This is a genomic window from Pannonibacter sp. Q-1, from assembly GCF_054073275.1.
Window position 1 is genome coordinate 282,662 of record NZ_JBSXNB010000002.1, and the last position, 16,684, is coordinate 299,345.

General features: G+C 64.6%; 17 protein-coding genes. 11 read left to right on the forward strand and 6 right to left on the reverse strand.

Features of this window, described 5'->3' with window-relative positions; all coding sequences use genetic code 11:
- Nucleotides 1-297: 297 nt before the first annotated feature.
- Nucleotides 298-1,824, reverse strand: coding sequence for a histidine ammonia-lyase (hutH, locus tag ACVNHC_RS05295; RefSeq protein WP_457166630.1), 1,527 nt, complete (start codon nucleotides 1,822-1,824; stop codon nucleotides 298-300).
- Nucleotides 1,821-3,032 carry an imidazolonepropionase gene (gene hutI, locus ACVNHC_RS05300; protein ID WP_457166631.1) on the reverse strand — a complete coding sequence of 404 codons (1,212 nt, stop codon included), beginning with the start codon at nucleotides 3,030-3,032 and terminating at the stop codon, nucleotides 1,821-1,823. The genes hutH and hutI overlap by 4 nt, the downstream gene beginning before the upstream one ends.
- 75 nt (nucleotides 3,033-3,107) lie before the next feature.
- On the opposite strand from hutI, the gene ACVNHC_RS05305 reads away from it, so the two are divergent.
- Complete coding sequence (locus ACVNHC_RS05305; RefSeq protein WP_457166632.1) at nucleotides 3,108-4,532, forward strand: formimidoylglutamate deiminase; 1,425 nt, start codon at nucleotides 3,108-3,110, stop codon at nucleotides 4,530-4,532.
- Between the two features lie 52 nt (nucleotides 4,533-4,584).
- Entirely contained in the window at nucleotides 4,585-5,319 is a 735-nt protein-coding gene (locus tag ACVNHC_RS05310) for a GntR family transcriptional regulator (RefSeq protein ID WP_374628332.1), read from the forward strand.
- 15 nt (nucleotides 5,320-5,334) lie between these two features.
- On the opposite strand, the gene ACVNHC_RS05315 is transcribed toward ACVNHC_RS05310, so the two are convergent.
- Entirely contained in the window at nucleotides 5,335-6,042 is a 708-nt protein-coding gene (locus ACVNHC_RS05315) for a metal-dependent hydrolase (protein WP_457166633.1), read from the reverse strand.
- A 373-nt stretch (nucleotides 6,043-6,415) separates the two neighbouring features.
- On the reverse strand, nucleotides 6,416-6,952 hold the full coding sequence (locus ACVNHC_RS05320) for a hypothetical protein (RefSeq protein ID WP_050471669.1): 537 nt from the start codon (nucleotides 6,950-6,952) through the stop codon (nucleotides 6,416-6,418).
- A gap of 286 nt (nucleotides 6,953-7,238) precedes the next feature.
- Between ACVNHC_RS05320 and ACVNHC_RS05325 the strand changes: the two genes are divergently transcribed.
- From ACVNHC_RS05325 to dprA, 7 genes are all read left to right on the forward strand, one after another.
- Entirely contained in the window at nucleotides 7,239-7,946 is a 708-nt protein-coding gene (locus ACVNHC_RS05325) for a GntR family transcriptional regulator (protein ID WP_082676054.1), read from the forward strand.
- Nucleotides 7,947-8,138: 192 nt separating this feature from the next.
- Entirely contained in the window at nucleotides 8,139-8,666 is a 528-nt protein-coding gene (gene ruvX, locus ACVNHC_RS05330; RefSeq protein ID WP_457166634.1) for a Holliday junction resolvase RuvX, read from the forward strand.
- Nucleotides 8,667-8,678: 12 nt separating this feature from the next.
- The gene (locus ACVNHC_RS05335; RefSeq protein WP_457166635.1) at nucleotides 8,679-9,605 is read left to right on the forward strand and encodes an AEC family transporter; all 927 of its coding nucleotides are present in this window, start codon (nucleotides 8,679-8,681) and stop codon (nucleotides 9,603-9,605) included.
- Nucleotides 9,606-9,708: 103 nt separating this feature from the next.
- Entirely contained in the window at nucleotides 9,709-10,665 is a 957-nt protein-coding gene (locus ACVNHC_RS05340; RefSeq protein ID WP_050471673.1) for an aspartate carbamoyltransferase catalytic subunit, read from the forward strand.
- A gap of 11 nt (nucleotides 10,666-10,676) precedes the next feature.
- Complete coding sequence (locus ACVNHC_RS05345; RefSeq protein WP_457166636.1) at nucleotides 10,677-11,978, forward strand: dihydroorotase; 1,302 nt, start codon at nucleotides 10,677-10,679, stop codon at nucleotides 11,976-11,978.
- A 24-nt stretch (nucleotides 11,979-12,002) separates the two neighbouring features.
- Nucleotides 12,003-12,656 (forward strand): glycerol-3-phosphate 1-O-acyltransferase PlsY, encoded by a 654-nt coding sequence (plsY, locus tag ACVNHC_RS05350; protein WP_058899982.1) that lies wholly within the window; start codon nucleotides 12,003-12,005, stop codon nucleotides 12,654-12,656.
- 16 nt (nucleotides 12,657-12,672) lie between these two features.
- Entirely contained in the window at nucleotides 12,673-13,812 is a 1,140-nt protein-coding gene (dprA, locus tag ACVNHC_RS05355; protein WP_457166637.1) for a DNA-processing protein DprA, read from the forward strand.
- A gap of 30 nt (nucleotides 13,813-13,842) precedes the next feature.
- On the opposite strand, the gene ACVNHC_RS05360 is transcribed toward dprA, so the two are convergent.
- Nucleotides 13,843-14,241, reverse strand: coding sequence for a RidA family protein (locus ACVNHC_RS05360; protein WP_050471677.1), 399 nt, complete (start codon nucleotides 14,239-14,241; stop codon nucleotides 13,843-13,845).
- Between the two features lie 117 nt (nucleotides 14,242-14,358).
- On the opposite strand from ACVNHC_RS05360, the gene ACVNHC_RS05365 reads away from it, so the two are divergent.
- The gene (locus tag ACVNHC_RS05365) at nucleotides 14,359-14,958 is read left to right on the forward strand and encodes a TetR/AcrR family transcriptional regulator (RefSeq protein ID WP_457166638.1); all 600 of its coding nucleotides are present in this window, start codon (nucleotides 14,359-14,361) and stop codon (nucleotides 14,956-14,958) included.
- Nucleotides 14,959-15,111: 153 nt separating this feature from the next.
- Here ACVNHC_RS05365 and ACVNHC_RS05370 read toward each other — a convergent pair whose 3' ends face one another.
- Entirely contained in the window at nucleotides 15,112-15,555 is a 444-nt protein-coding gene (locus ACVNHC_RS05370) for an Rrf2 family transcriptional regulator (protein WP_457166639.1), read from the reverse strand.
- A 154-nt stretch (nucleotides 15,556-15,709) separates the two neighbouring features.
- Here ACVNHC_RS05370 and ACVNHC_RS05375 point away from each other — a divergent pair, with 154 nt between their 5' ends.
- On the forward strand, nucleotides 15,710-16,624 hold the full coding sequence (locus tag ACVNHC_RS05375; protein WP_457166640.1) for an NAD(P)/FAD-dependent oxidoreductase: 915 nt from the start codon (nucleotides 15,710-15,712) through the stop codon (nucleotides 16,622-16,624).
- The last annotated feature ends 60 nt before the right edge of the window (nucleotides 16,625-16,684 follow it).

Sequence of the window (16,684 nt, forward strand, 5' to 3'; positions counted from 1 at the left end):
TCGTTCCGTTCATCTGTTTTCCGTTTTGGCCGTTGCCAGCGCCCTGGTTTCTGCTGTCATCCCCGCGAAGGCGGGATGCCCCCAAGGCACAGTCTCCAAGCCCCCCTCCCCCTCGTGGGGAGGGGCTGGGGGTGGGGGGAAAAGCCTTTCAATTCTGGGCGAGGCACTCGCACCGTAAAACCACCCGTCTTTCTGGCATTTCCAGGGTTCGGCCTCAGAGCCCCCCCACCCCTACCCCCTCCCCACGAGGGGGAGGGGCGCGGAGAGGCCTTGACTGCAAAACCCGCAGCCCCCCCCTTACGGCCGGAAGTCACCGATTCCCGCCGCAGCAACGAATGCCCCTTCCCGCACCAGAGCAGCAGCCGCTTCGATATCGGGCGCGAGGTAGCGGTCTTCCTTCAGCGCAGGCGCATGGCCGCGCAGCATGGCGATGACGGCCTGAAGCCGTGCCGAGGTCTTCAGCGGGGCGCGGAATTCGATGCCCTGCGCTGCACACAGCGCCTCGACGCCGAGGATGACCGAGAGATTGCCGTTCATCCGCAGCAGCCGCCTTGCGCCATGGGCTGCCATGGACACATGGTCTTCCTGATTGGCGGAGGTCGGCGTGGAATCCGTCGAGCACGGGGTCGCCAGATGCTTGTTCTCGCTCATGAGCGCCGCCGTCGTCACTTCGGCGATCATGTAGCCCGAGTTGAGCCCCGGTTCCGGCGTCAGGAACGGCGGCAGGTCGTGGCTGAGCGTGGGGTCAACCATCAGCGCCACGCGCCGCTGGGCAATCGCGCCGATTTCGGCCACGGCCAGCGCGATCTGGTCTGCCGCGAAGGCCACCGGCTCGGCATGGAAGTTTCCGCCCGAGACAATGCGTCCCTCGCCCAGCACCAGCGGATTGTCGGTCACCGCATTGGCTTCGGTTTCCAGCGTCCCGGCAGCAAAGCGCAGGAGGTCCACAGACGCGCCCAGAACCTGCGGCTGGCAGCGGATGCAGTATGGGTCCTGCACGCGGGTATCGCCTTCCCGGTGGCTTTCGCGGATGGCAGAGCCTTCCATCAGCGCCCGCATGCGCTCGGCCACCTCGATCTGGCCGCGATGGCCGCGCAGGGTATGGATTTCCGGCTGCAGCGGCGCGGTCGAACCCATAATGGCGTCGGTGGACAGCGCCGAGATGACCATGGACGAGGCCGCATTGGCCCAGGCGCCGAACAGGCCGATGAGCGCCAGCGCGGTGGAAAACTGCGTGCCGTTGATGAGCGCCAAGCCTTCCTTCGGCCCAAGAACCACGGGCGTCAGCCCTGCCCGCTTCAGCGCCTCGCCGCCCGGCAGGCGCTCGCCCTCGTAAATGGCTTCCCCAGCACCGATCATCGCCGCCGTCATGTGGGCGAGCGGAGCCAGATCGCCGGAGGCGCCGACCGAGCCCTGCGAAGGCACGACAGGCGTCACGCCCTTGTCCAGCATATCCTCGATGAGGGCAATCACCTCCCAGCGCACGCCCGAAGCGCCCCGCCCGAGGCTGAGCAGCTTGAGCGCCATCATCAGCCGTGTGGCAGCCCGGTCCAGCGGCTCGCCCACACCGCAGCAATGGGAGAGGATGAGATTGCGCTGCAGCGTTGCCGTATCCTTGGCCGCGATCTTCACCGAAGCGAGCTTGCCGAAACCGGTGTTGACGCCGTAGACGCCAACATCCCCGGCAGCAGCGGCGGCGATGACGGCGCTGGCCGCTTCCACGGCGGGACGGGCCGAGGGGGCAAGACGGGCGGGCAACTCCTCCCGCCAGAGCTGTTCCAGCTGCTCCAGCGTGGTCTTGCCGGGCGTGAGCACGAGGGTCATTCCGAGCCTCCGAAGATACGGGCATGAAGGGGGTTGAAACCGAAGCGATAGGCGAGTTCCGCCGGGCTATCGGCATTCCAGATGGCAAGATCGGCTCGAAGACCGGGGGCGATGCGCCCGCAGTCCGAAAGCCCCAGCGCCCGCGCCGCGTTGACCGTGACACCGCGGAGCGCTTCTTCCACGGTGAGGCGGAAGAAGGTGCAGCCCATGTTCATGGTCAGCAGCAGGGAGGTCAGCGGCGACGTGCCGGGGTTGCAGTCGGTTGCCAGCGCCATCGGCACGCCGTGGGCGCGGAAGGCGGCGACCGGCGGCACCTGCGTTTCGCGGATGGCATAAAAGGCGCCGGGCAGCAGCACCGCCACCGTGCCGGAGCGGGCCAGCGCCGCCGCGTCGTCATCGGTCGCATATTCCACGTGATCGGCAGAGAGCGCGCCATAGTCCGCTGCCAGCTTCGTGCCGCCCATATGCGACAGCTGCTCCGCATGCAGCTTCACCGGCAGGCCGAGGCGGCGGGCCTCATCAAAGACCTTGCGCATGGAAGCGACGGAAAAGGCGATGCCTTCACAGAAGCCATCCACCGCATCCACCAGCCCCTCCGCCGCAGCATGGCGCAGACCCGGAAGGCAGACCTCATCGAGATAGGCCTCCTCGCGGCCCTTGTACTCGGGCGGCAAGGCATGAGCACCAAGATAGGTGGTGCGCACCCGCACCTTGCGTTCGCTCGCAAGGCCTCGCGCTGCGCGCAACATCTTCAGCTCGGTTTCGATGTCGAGGCCATAGCCGGACTTGATCTCCACCACAGCCACGCCTTCGGCCAGCAGCGCATCAAGGCGCGGCAGCGCCGAGGCCACAAGCTCCGCCTCGCTGGCAGCGCGGGTGGCCGAGACGGACGAGACGATGCCGCCACCGGCGCGGGCGATTTCCTCATAACTCGCCCCCTCCAGCCGCATCTCGAACTCCCGCGCCCGGTGGCCGCCATGGACAAGATGCGTGTGGCAGTCGATGAAGGCCGGGGTCACCAGACGCCCCTCAAGATCCTGTCGCGCATGACCGGAGAAAGCTGCCGGAAGATCTGCTTCCGGCCCCGCCCATTCGATGCGCCCATCGCGGATCGCAACAGCGCCGCGCTCGACAAGGCCATAGCCACCCGCCTCCGGCAGGGTGACGAGCCTTGCGTTGGAAAGAAGGGCCGGACCGTGAAGTTCCATCTTGGTTTCCCCTGAAGTTCGGTTTATTTATGTATGTACATAATAGCCCTGTCAATCAGCAAAGGCGGCGAAAGAATGAGCAGCGCAAAAAACGGAGAAACTCCGGCAAGTGGCGGAAACCCGTCTTTCGCAGCGCAGGTTCTGTGGGCGGAGCAGGCGCTTTTGCCCAATGGCTGGGCAAGCGGCGTGACTGTGCATATCGCCGCGGATGGCAAGGTGAGCCATGTGGCCGCCGGAACGCAGCCCGAACAGAATGCCATGCGCCTTGGCCTGCTGCTGCCTGCCCCGGCCAACCTGCATTCCCACGCCTTCCAGCGCGCCATGGCCGGGCTCACTGAGCGGCGCGGACCGGATCCGCGGGACAGTTTCTGGACCTGGCGCCAGCTGATGTTCCGCTTTCTCGACCAGCTGACGCCGGAAGACGTGGAAGCGATCGCCGCCTTCGTGCAGATGGAGATGCTGGAAGCGGGCTACGCTACCAATGTGGAGTTCCACTACCTGCATCACCAGCCGGGCGGTGAGGCCTATGCTGACCTTGCCGAAATGTCCGCCCGCATCGCCGCGGCGGCTGCCACATCCGGCATCGGCCTGACGCTGCTGCCAGTGCTCTATCAATATGGCGGCTGCGACAGGCGGGCGCTGGGGGCGGGCCAGGTTCGCTTCGGCAATGACATGGACCGCTTCGCCACGCTGGTGGAAGGTGCCGAAGCTGCCCTTGGCGCCCTGCCCGCCGATGCCCGCGTCGGCATTGCCCCGCACAGCCTGCGCGCCGTCTCCGCCGAAGACCTCTCCCGCGCCGCCGCCTTGCGCCCGCATGCGCCGCTGCACATGCATCTGGCGGAGCAGATGGCCGAGGTGGAAGAAGTGAAGGCCCATCGCGGTGCAAGGCCGGTGGAATGGCTTCTGGCCAACCAGCCGGTCGATGGACGCTGGTGCCTGATCCACTGCACCCAGATGGAAGAGGCCGAAACGCTGGGCCTTGCCGCGACAGGTGCGGTCGCGGGCCTATGCCCCATCACGGAATCGAGCCTTGGCGATGGCATCTTTGACGGCGTGCGCTTTGCTGCGGCAGGCGGGCGCTTCGGCATTGGATCGGACAGCAACATCCGCATTTCACTCACCGAAGAGCTGCGCACCCTCGACTATTCCCAGCGCCTGCGCGACCGCTCGCGTGCCGCCCTCGCAACGGCGGAACGGTCTACAGGCCGGGTGCTGATCGAGGAGACGGTCCGGGGCGGCGCACAGGCGGCAGGCCGCAAGACGGGTGAGATTTCCCAGGGCTTTCTTGCAGATCTGCTTGCGCTGGACACGGAAGATGCCAACATGCTGGGCCGCAGCGGCGACACCGCCCTCGACAGCTGGATCTTTGCCGGAGACGACCGGATCGTCAGCGACGTCTGGGCCGCTGGGCGGCATATGGTCAAGGGCGGCCGTCACGTGGCGCGGGACAATATCAGGCAAGCCTACATGCGGACCATCCGCAAGCTGAAAGACGCCTGACCGGGGAAACCGGACACGTGAAAACCGGACATATGAAAACCTGGTATGGGGAATGACAAAGGCAGACGCAAACAGGCCCGCAGCTTCCAGGGCAGCTGCGGGGAACATTACCTGGCAGTCCATTCAGGCGGAGGCGCTGCGGCGCATTCATGACCGGGAATGGGCGCCGGGCAGTCTGATCCCGCATGAGGAGGAGCTTGCGGCGGAGTTCGGCTGCGCGCGAGCCACCGTCAACCGGGCCCTGCGGGAACTGGCCATCCTCGGCATGCTGGAACGCCGCCGCAAGGCCGGAACGCGGGTGCCGCTCAATCCCGTGCGCCGCGCCACGTTCCAGATCCCGGTCATCCGGCAGGATGTGGAGGCCAAGGGCATGGATTATGCCTATCAGCGGCTGACCCTCGGCACAAAGCCCCTGCCCGCGGCCATCGCGGCAGCCCTGTCACTGGAGCCCGGCACGCCCTGCCTGCATGTCACATCCCTGCATATGGCGGACGGCAAGCCCTATTGCCAGGAAGACCGCTGGATCAACCCGGCGGTCGAAGGCGCCGGAGCGCAGGATTTCGTGACCATCAGCCCCAACGAATGGCTGGTGCAGAACATTCCCTTCTCGCGCGGCGGCATCGATTTTTCCGCCACCAGCGCCAGCCCGATCCTCGCCGACATGCTTCAGTGCAAGCCGGGCGAGGCCCTCTTCGTCATGGAGCGCACCACCTTCTCCGGCGACATGCCCGTCACCGCCGTGCGGCTGACCTATGCGCCGGGGCACAAGGTCAGCACAGCGATCTGACGGGACGCGCCAAGATCAGAGCGTCAGCGCTTCGCCCGCCTTCGGCGCCTTCACCGTGGCTGCCTTGGCACCCATCGCGGCGATGAAACCCTCTGCCGACTGATCCACCATCGGGAACGAAGCATAGTGGCAGGGAATGACGGTCTCGAAATCAAAGAATCGGCTGCAGGCGAGCGCGGCGGCCTTTGCGCCCATGGTGAAGCGGTCGCCAATCGGCACGAGGCCGATTTTCGGCTGATGCAGCTCGTTGATCAGCGCCATGTCGCCGAAAACATCCGTGTCTCCCATGTGATAGAGCACCTTCTCGCCGGGCGCTGCCAGGACGATGCCATGCGGATTGCCCATGTATTTGAGCCCGTCGCCATCCTGACTGGTGGCGGAGGAATGGATCGCCTGCGTCAGCGCCACCTTGAAGGGCCCCACATCCACCATGCCGCCGGCATTCATCGGGTTGATGTTCGAGATGCCCTTGCCCGACAGCCACACGCAGATCTCGAAATTGGCCGTCACCTGCGCCCCGCTCGCCTTGGCAATCGCCACCGTGTCACCAATGTGATCGTCGTGGCCATGGGTCAGCAGGATGTGGGTCACGCCGGCGCTGGCCTGTTCCACGGTCAGACCGGCGGGAAAGCCCGGGTTGCCGGTGAAGAACGGGTCGATCAGGATCACCGCATCCTTCACCTCGATGCGGAAGGCGGAATGTCCAAGCCAGGTCAGTTTCATTGCAATGCTCCAGACTGAGGGCGGCCCCGGACGGGACCCGGACCGGCGGAGCGCGCATAGGCAGACCTTCGCAAGCAAAGGCCAGGCCGCAACGCGCCATCAGCCCGGAATATAAGCCGCCCTGCCCGGACAGCAACCTCCGAGGGGGCCTCACCGGCAACTCAACGGACTGCTGGCCCTTGAAAAAGAGCGCGGAAAATGCCATTATTTATCGCATAAGGATACCAGATCGACTGTGAGGTTCCTTCCGCTGCCTAGGCAGTCCAACCGGTATGGTGGATAAGGCGAAAGCTGAAGAGATTGTCGAGATTGCCAAGGGACCGTTCGAATGAACTGGTCCCTTTGGTTTTATCTGATCCGCGAGTTTCTCCAGTTAACGGTACTTCGGCTTGCTGCCTCGCAGAGCGTGATCAATCGCTGCCGCGAATTTAATCCGCATCCCTTTTGACGGTTGCGGTGCCCGATAGGCACTTTCGATCCGCATCACCAGACTATGGCGGCAGCCCCCAATCTTGCCGCGGTCCTTTTTCAAGGTAAAAAAGGCCGTGTAGGCCACACCATCAATAAGCGCTGAAGCGTTGTAAACACCGTAGTTCCGATCGGCAGGTGTCCAATAGAGACGGTGCGAGGCCAGATCTGAAAGCATATCGGGCAGAATCTGGGACAGCCTGAACCGTTCCGCATCAAATATACGTGCAACAGCACCATCCATCATCAGGCAAGCTGGCGCGCCATGCAGCGCCTGATCATAGCGCGCGCTCCAGCAATGTGATGAATAGACAAGCTTGATGCCGATTGTATCGCCCTTCGGCAACGGGACCTGCATCACGTGAGGTCTCAGATGCGGAACATCTATGAACCGGTCGTCGATGACCGTCGCCGTCACTTCTTTTCCATCCGGCGACGTCATAGATCCATCAGCAGTCAAGACAAAGCGTAGCAAGCGAGCGATCCGGCATTCGTCTGCCCCTGCGCGGGACGGACAACAAGCACAATTCCAGATACACATACATGTGCATCACTACCCGGCGCCAGAAAATTGATCCCCTGATCCATCATCACCGGAATGCCCATCTGCCAGACCTCCTTCCTGCTTGCCGAAACACCTCCGCTGTGCGAGCACTTGCGCCATGTGGCGGCAGGTCCGGCCTGACTGTCTTTCCGGCACTTATCCTTGATGATGCAGCAACGGCCCCATGACCCAGAACTCCTCGCAGGACACCTCACAGGACACTTCACAGGACACTGGCACCACCGCCCCGGGCGGGCAGAAGCAACTGCACAGCGCGGTCATTGCCCGTCAGCTGGAGAACGAGATCATTGCCGGTGAGTTGAAGGCAGGCAGCAGGCTGGACGAAATTGCCCTGGCCGAACGGTTCGGCGTGTCCCGCACGCCGGTGCGTGAGGCGCTGCATATCCTCGCCTCCCGCCATCTGGCCGAGCGCGTGCCCTATCGCGGCGTGATCGTTGCCAGCATCACCCGCGAGCGCATCGACCAGCTGTTCGAGGCCATGGGCGAAATCGAGGCGACCTGCGGCCGCTTTGCCGCCGAGCGCATGAGCATGAGCGAGCGGGCGGCGCTGGAGACCTTGCATCTCGAAATGGTGGAGATGGCGGAAACCTCCCTCTACGAGGCCTATGAGGACGGCAACACCCGTTTCCACACGCTCATCTTCGAAGGCACCCACAACGATGAGCTGATCCAGATCGCGCATGGGCTGCGGCTGAAGCTCGCTCCCTTCCGCCGCTCGCAGCTGCGGGCCGCCGAGCGGATGAAGAAGTCCAACGAGGAACATGCCCTCATCGTCAATGCCATCATCGAACGGAACGCAAAGGAAGCCGAGCGCGCCCTGCGCCGCCATCTCGTCAGCGCGGCAAGGGCTGTTCTGGAGCACATGACCTAGCGATTTCAGATAATTCGGATGAATATCTCATTGTTTGAGTCAAGCGGACCGGCGCCCTCACTCCATGCAAATACGAATATTTACAGCTGCTTATGCCTGATATTTGAGATCTGATCTCAGGTGGGCAGCCGTAGCGGCACACCAGCCCTCTTCCTCTGGCTTTGGGCCACGGCACCTGATACACGCCAGTCCATGGCAAACGACCCCACGCTTCCGCTTGAAGACTTCATCGCCGCAGTTGCTCCCGGCAGCCGGCTGATCGGCCTTGACCTTGGCACCAAGACCATCGGTCTGGCGCTGTCGGACATTGGCCGCGGCATTGCCACGCCGCTGGAAACGATCCGGCGCGAGAAATTCACGCTGGATGCGCAGAAGCTGCTAGGCATCTGTGAAAAGCAGGGCGTGGGCGGGCTGGTCATGGGCCTGCCGCTCAACATGGATGGCAGCGAGGGCCCGCGCGTGCAGGCGACCCGCGCCTTCGTGCGCAATCTGGCAGAGAAGACGCCCCTTCCCATCGCCTATTGGGACGAGCGCCTGTCCACCGCCGCCGTCACCCGCACGCTGATCGAGGCGGACCGCAGCCGGGCCCGGCGGGCGGAACTCGTCGACAAGATGGCCGCCGCCTACATCCTGCAGGGCTTCCTCGACCGGCTGGGCTATCTGCAGCAGGCGGAGGAAAAGCCCCGGCGCACCTTCACCATCATCGATGACGCAGACTGACGGCCGCCGCCCATGCTGATGACGCTGAGCGCCCTTCTGCCGGTCATTCTGGTCATTGCCTGCGGCTACGGCGTGGCGCGGACGGGGCTCATCACTGGTGATCAGTGGCGCGGCGTCGAGCGGCTGGCTTATTACGTCCTGTTTCCGGCCGTGCTGTTCCGCACCATTGCAACGGTCGACTTCTCGAAGCTGCCAACCTTCGGTATGGGGTTCTCGCTGATGGGGGCCATTCTGGCTCTGGCGGCGCTGCTGCTGGTGATCCGTCTGCCGCTGGAGCGGGTATTGGGCATTCCCGGCCCGCGTTTCACCTCGATCTTTCAGGGCACCTTGCGCTGGAATGCCATGATCGCACTGGCCATTGCCGGCAGCGTCGTGGGCGAAGACGGGCTGGCCATCCTGGCCATTGCCATGGTCTTCATGATCCCGCTGCTGAACGTGCTGAGCATTCTGGTGCTGTCGCATTATGCCAGCGGCAATCCTCCGGGAGCGGCCAAGATCTGCAAGGATCTGGCGCTCAATCCCTTCATCGTTTCCATTGCGGCCGGCATCCTTGTGAACCTTGCAGGCCTGCCCCTGCCGGATGCGGTGGACTCCACTCTTGCCATTCTCGGCAGCGCCTCCCTGCCCATCGGCATCATCTGCGTGGGCGCGAGCCTTGATCTTTCCTCCCTGCGCCGCCCCGGCCCTGCCCTTGCGCTCGGCACCTTCCTGCGCCCGCTGCTGATGCCGCTGGCGGCCTATGGCTTCACACTGCTGTTCGGTGTCACCGGCACGCCTCAGCTGGTGGTGATCATCGCCAGCGCCGTGCCGACCGCCAGCAACGCCTACATTCTTGCGCGGCAGATGGGCGGCGACGCCAAACTGATGGCAGAGATCATCACGCTGCAGACACTGGCCGCCGCCGTCACCATTCCGGCAGCCCTACTGATTTTTGGCTGAGCGGTCAAGAATCGGCCCCGCATGTGGACAGGCCGCCCGGGAGCACCCGCAAGGCCATTCCGCGCTTGTAGACTCGCGGAACAAGGCCTATCCAGTTCATTCGATGAGCGCACAAGAAAACCATCGAGCAGGCCTTTTCCCCCATCGTCATTTGCTGGGCATGGAAGGCCTTCAACCCCAGGACATCCTCGGCCTTCTGGACCGGGCGGATCAGGCTGTCGAAGTCTCCCGCCAGGTTGAAAAGATCCGGCCGGTGCTTCGTGGACGCACCCAGATCAACCTGTTCTTCGAGGCCTCGACGCGGACGCAATCGTCCTTCGAGATCGCGGGCAAGCGCCTTGGCGCGGATGTGATGAACATGCAGGTCTCCGCTTCTTCGGTGAAGAAGGGCGAGACACTGATCGACACCGCCGCGACACTTAACGCCATGCACCCGGATATCCTCGTCGTGCGCCACCATGCGGCAGGCGCGGTGCATCTGCTGGCGCGCAAGGTGGGCTGCTCGGTGATCAACGCCGGTGACGGCCAGCACGAGCATCCGACGCAAGCGCTGCTGGATGCGCTGACCATCCGCCGCCACAAGGGTAAGATCGCCCGGCTGACGGTCGCCATCTGCGGCGACATCCTGCATTCGCGCGTGGCCCGCTCCAATATCATCCTGCTGAACGCGCTCGGTGCCAGGGTGCGCGTGGTCGCCCCCTCCACCCTGCTGCCCAGCGGCATCGACCGGATGGGCGTGGAAGTGTTCCGCGACATGAAGGAAGGCCTCAAGGGCGCCGACATCGTCATGATGCTGCGCCTGCAGCGCGAGCGCATGAACGGCGCCTTCATTCCGTCCGTGCGCGAGTATTACCGCTATTACGGGCTTGATGCGGAAAAGCTGGCCTATGCCAAGGAAGATGCGCTCGTCATGCATCCCGGCCCGATGAACCGGGGCGTGGAAATTGACCCGGCGGTGGCCGACGGGCCGCAGAGCCTCATCCGCGAGCAGGTGGAAATGGGCGTGGCCGTGCGCATGGCCGTGCTGGAAGCCCTCGCCGCCCATCTGCCGAACCAGTAGGAGCCTGACCCGTGGCCCAAGACACTCCCAAGCCCCTGGTTCTCAAGAATGCCCGGGTGATCGACCCGGCACGCGGCCTTGATGCGGATGGCAGCGTGATCATCGCGGACGGCACCATTCTGGCCGCCGGTCCCGAAGCGCAGAACCAGGGCGCGCCCTATGGCGCCGAGATCATCGACTGCGACGGCGCCATCGTCGCCCCCGGCCTCATCGACATGTGCGTGTCGGTGGGCGAACCCGGCCACGAGCACCGCGAAACGCTGGCCAGCGCCAGCGAGGCGGCAGCCGCGGGCGGCATCACCACCATCGTCACCATGCCCGAGACCGATCCGGTGATCGACGATCCGGCACTGGTGGACTTCATCCTGCGCCGCGCCCGCGACACGGCGGTGGTCAATGTCCGGCCCATGGCCGCCCTCACCAAGGGCCTTGCCGGGCAGGACATGACCGAAATCGGCCTGCTGCAGGAAGCCGGTGCCGTCGCCTTCACCAACGGCCACAAGTCCGTCCGCAATGCGCAGATCATGCGCCGGATCATGACCTATGCGAGGGACTTCGGCGCGCTGGTCGTGCATCACACGGAAGACCCGGACATGACCGGCGGCACCATGAATGCCGGTCTCAATGCCTCGTGGAAGGGGCTGTCCGGCGTGCCGCGCGAGGCCGAGATCATCATGATCGAGCGGGACCTCAGGCTCGTCGGCATGTCGCGCGGGCGCTATCACGCCAATCTCGTCTCCACCTCCGATGGCGCCGCCGCCATCCAGACCGGCAAGGACCGGGGGCTGGACGTGACGGCGGGCGTGTCCATCAACCATCTCACGCAGAACGAGAACGACATCGGGCCCTACCGGACCTTCTTCAAGATGTCCCCGCCCCTGCGCGACGAGAACGACCGCATGGCCATGGTGCAGGCGGTGGCCGATGGAACGATCGACATCATCTGTTCCAACCATGACCCGCAGGACGTGGAAACCAAGCGGCACCCCTGGGCGGAAGCCGAGGACGGGGCGATCGGCCTCGAAACCCTGCTGGCCGCCGCGCTGCGGCTCTATCATGCAGGCGACATCGGCCTTCTGCCGCTGCTGCGGGCGATGACGCTGAACCCGGCCAACCGGCTGGGCCTTGACGCCGGCCGCCTCACGGCAGGCGCACCGGCGGACGTGATCGTCTTCGACCTTGACCGGCCCTGGGTGCTGGAAAAGAAGGCCATCCGCTCCCGCTCCAAGAACTCGCCGTTCGAAGATGCGCGTTTCTCGGGCCGGGTGCTCACAACCATTGTTGCAGGCCGCAAGGTCTACGATTACGCTTGACGCAACACCACCGGAGATAAACGCGTGGACACCGCGCCTACCTTTGATCTGGCCCCGCATCTGATTTTTGCCTCCCTCGCCCTTGGCTATCTGCTGGGCTCGATCCCCTTTGGCCTCGTCATCACCCGCATGGCGGGCCTCGGCGATATCCGCAAGATCGGCTCGGGCAACATCGGCACCACCAATGTGCTGCGTACCGGCCGCAAGTCGCTGGCGGCGGCAACGCTGCTGGGCGATGCGCTGAAGGGCACCGTGGCGGTGCTGATTGCAGGCCATTTCTTCGGCCCCTCCGCCGCCATGCTGGCCGGTCTTGCCGCGTTCATTGGCCACATCTTCCCGGTCTGGCTGGGCTTCAAGGGCGGCAAGGGCGTGGCGACCTATCTCGGCATCCTGCTCGGCCTCAGCTGGCAGGCGGGCATCGTCTTCGCGCTCAGCTGGATCCTCGCCGCCTATCTGTTCCGCTTCTCCTCGCTGTCGGCCCTCATCGCCAGCCTCATCAGCCCCATCGTGCTGGTTCTGCTGGGTCAGATGCAGCTCGCCCTCGTCTTTGCGCTGCTGACTGCCTTCCTGTGGGCCAAGCATCACGAGAATATCCGCCGGCTTCTGAGCGGCACGGAATCGAAGATCGGTTCCAAGGCCAAGGCCCCAGCGGCGGAAGGGGCAGACACACCATCATGAAGACAGACACACCATCATGAAGACTGGCCCGCAGCCCGGCAGAACGATTGTCCTGAGCGACCGTCAACGTCTCGCCTGGCTGCGGCTGATCCGCTCGGAAAACGTCGGCCCGGCCACATTCCGCAGCCTCGTCAACCATTGCGGCTCGGCGGAAGCGGCCATCGAGGCCCTGCCCGACCTGTCCCGCCGGGGCGGCAAAACCGCCATCCGCATCTGCTCAATGGCCGATGCAGAAGCCGAACTCGAAGCCCATGCCCGCGCCGGGGCAAGGCTCATCGCGATGGGCGAGGCAGACTATCCCCCGCACCTGCGCCACATCGATGGCCCGCCGCCGCTCATTTCCGTGCGTGGTGGAAGCTCTGCACTCGCCAATCCCAGAGCCCTTGCCATCGTCGGGGCGCGCAACGCCTCGCTGGCAGGCCGCAAGTTTGCAGCACAGCTTGCCGGAGAACTGGCGGAGGCCGGCTTCACCATCGTCTCCGGCCTGGCCCGCGGCATTGATGCTGCCGCGCATGAGGCCTCTCTGAGACTTGGCACCGTCGCCGTGTTTGCTGGCGGGGTGAATGTGCTCTATCCGCCCGAACACGCCAGCCTGCTGGAGCGGCTGCTGGCGTCAGGCGGCAATGCCATCAGCGAAATGCCCTTCGGCTGGAGCCCGCGCGGGCGCGACTTTCCCCGCCGCAACCGCATCATCTCCGGCCTGTCGCTGGCGGTGATCGTGGTGGAAGCGGCCAAAGGCTCCGGCTCGCTGCACACCGCCCGTTTCGCGCTGGAGCAGAACCGGGAAATCCTCGCCGTCCCCGGCTCGCCGCTTGATCCGCGCTGCGAGGGCTGCAATCACCTGATCCGTCAGGGCGCGCAGCTGATCACCTCCACCGCCGACATTCTGGAAGCCATCGGCAACCGCGCCGCCCCCGACCTGCCGCCGGACCTGGACCTTGAGGAGCCCTCCTGGGAGGGTCCGGACGGCAACCTGCCGGAAGACAGCGCCCGCGCCCGCCTCATCGAGGCCCTCGGCCCGACGCCGGTCGGCATCGACGAACTCATCCGCGACACCCGCCTCTCAGCCCGCGCCGTGCATGTGATGCTGCTGGAACTGGAACTCGCCGGGCGGCTGGAGCGCCACTCCGGCCAGAGGGTCAGCCTGACGGGGTAACGCCAGCGCTTGAGGGATGGCAGGCCCGGGTCACGCAGTGGCGGGTATGCGGGCGATGACCTTGATCTCGAAGTCAAATCCCGCAAGCCAGTTGACGCCGACCGCCGTCCAGTTCGGATAGGGAGGCTCGGGGAAAACCTCGCTCTTTATCTCCAGAAAGATCCCGGCCTGCTTTTCCGGATCGGTGTGGAAGCTTGTCACGTCCACGATATCGGCAAATCCGCAACCGGCTGCAGCAAGCACAGCTTCGAGATTGGCAAAGGCCAGGCGGACCTGCTCCCGGTAGTCAGGTTCGGGGCTGCCGTCGGCGCGGCTGCCGACCTGACCCGATACGAACAGAAGATCGCCGGACCGGATCGCGGCGGAATAACCATGGGCCTCATAAAGGGCATGGCGGTTCGCAGGGAAAACAGGGGTGGGAGTTGTCATGGCTTTGTCCTGACCGGCGCAGACCTTCACAGGCCCGCGGAATTGAGATACGTTGCGTATGTGTAACTCACATACGCGGCGTATGTCAACGCATTTGCGCACCGGAAGCCAGAAACAATGACGCAAAGCCCACGCAGAACCCGTTCCTCGATGCTGGAAGAGACTCGCATCAAGCTGATTGCAGCGGGCCGCCGCGCCTTTGCCGAAAAGGGCTTCGCGGCATCTTCGATGGATGACCTGACGGCGGCTGCGGACCTGACGCGCGGCGCCCTCTACCATCACTTTGGTGACAAGAAAGGGCTGCTCGCAGCTGTCGTGGCTGAGATCGATGGCGAATTGGCCGGGCGTGCGCGGCGCGCGGGGGCTGCGGCCGGAACCGGATGGGCCGCTCTCGAAGCACAAGGGGCGGCCTATATCGAGGCAGCGCTGGATCCCGAGGTTCAGCGCATCGTGCTTCTGGACGGCCCCGCATTTCTAGGTGACCCTTCGCAATGGCCGAGCCAGAGCAGCTGCCTCGAAGAAACCCGCACCGCGCTCGCCGCCTTGTCCGGGGCGGGCATCCTGAAGCCTGTCGACCTTGAGGCCGCTGCCCGGCTGCTCAACGGAGCAGCCCTGAATGCCGCGCTCTGGGTCGCTTCCAGCGACGATCCGGCCGGGACCCTGCCCAAGGCGCTTGAGGCCTTCCGGCATCTCGCATCCGGATTGCTGGCAGAGTGAGCAGCGGGCACGGCTGAACGGCAGGCCCGCCCCTCCTGCCGCCTGCGCCGGAACTATGCGCCAGCAATGGCACCGCGACTGTTGCGGGAGAGAATACAACGGAGAAAAATCCCGCAGATCCCGTACCCAGGTGAATGCCCGGCCGGGAGACCGTCAGTCGCAGCGGCCCGCATCCGGCTGGCCGCGGGCCGGAAAGAGTTTGGCAATATCGGCCAGCGTCACCCCGGCAAAGCGCGACAGGAGCAATTCCTCGGCTTCGGCGAAGACATCCTTCAAGGTCTCGTTCACGGCCTGTTCGATCGGGCAGCCCGGCATGTCATAGGCGGGGCCAAGAGCAAAGACGGAAGGCTCACCAACGGCCCGGTAGATGTCGAGCAGCGTCAGTTCCTCCAGCGGCTTTGTCAGCGTCCAGCCCCCGCCATGGCCCTTTTCCGAGCGGACATAGCCCTGCTCGCGCAGGCCCGCCATGGTGCGGCGGATGACCACCGGGTTGGCGTCGAGCATGCGGGCGATCATGTCCGATGTCATGGCACCGCCGTGATGGCCCATATGGATCATCACATGCAGCATTCTGGATAGCCGGCTGTCATGCCGCATCCCGGTCCCCCTGCCCAAATTCATGAACGACCCAAGGCCTTCACATGGTGTCCGATACCACGCCAGTGGAATCATGTCACAATAAAAGTTTCATGACTATTGACCCTCCGCATTCTCGTCACTTATGTTGTGTCGAGAGATCGAGGAGCAAATCATGCACAATCCAGTTTACGACGTCATTGTCATCGGCGGCAGTTATGCGGGCCTTTCCGCCGCCCTTCAGCTCGGCCGCGCCCGGCGCAATGTGCTCGTCATTGACGAGGGAAAACGCCGCAACCGCTTTGCCAGCCATTCGCATGGCTTCCTGACACAGGATGGGATCGACCCGGCCAGGATCGCAGCGGATGCGAAGGCGCAGGTGCTGAAATACACGACGGTGAGCTGGCTTCCGGCACGGGCGGACAGCGCCAGGCGGGCCGCGATGATCGATGCCTCGGGTGCGGGCTTCGAGGTTCTCGCCCATGGCGAACGCCATCGCGCGCGCCGGCTGCTTCTGGCGACGGGCGTCCGGGACATCCTGCCGGAAATCCCCGGCCTTGCGGAGCGCTGGGGCAAGTCTGTGTTCCACTGCCCCTATTGCCACGGCTATGAACTGAACCAGGGCGAGATCGGCGTCATCGCCGGGTCCGAACTGTCCATGCACCACGCCCTGATGCTGCCCGACTGGGGGCCGGTTACATTTCTGCTCAACGGAGCCTTCGAGCCGGATGCGGAACAGCTTGAAAGCCTGATGCGGCGCGGCGTAACTATCGAGCGCAGTCCCATCGAGACAATCATCGGCCATGCCGGCGTCAAGCTGGCCAGTGGGCGTAGCCTGACATTCTCCGGCCTGTTCGCTCTCGCGCCCTTCGAGATGGCCAGCAGCATCCCGGCTGAACTCGGCCTCGATTTCGAGCAAGGCCCCATCGGACAGGTGATCAAGACGGACCCGATGAAGGAGACCAGCCTGCCCGGCGTTTTTGCCTGTGGAGATGCGGCAAGACCGATGGCTTCCGTTGCACTTGCCGTTGGCGACGGAAACCTCGCCGGCGCCGCGCTGCACCGCTCCCTGCTCTTTGGCAGCATTTAATTCAGCCGGGCAGCCGATGACGGGCAAGCTGCAGCCTCCGCAAACAGGGCAGCGCGGAAC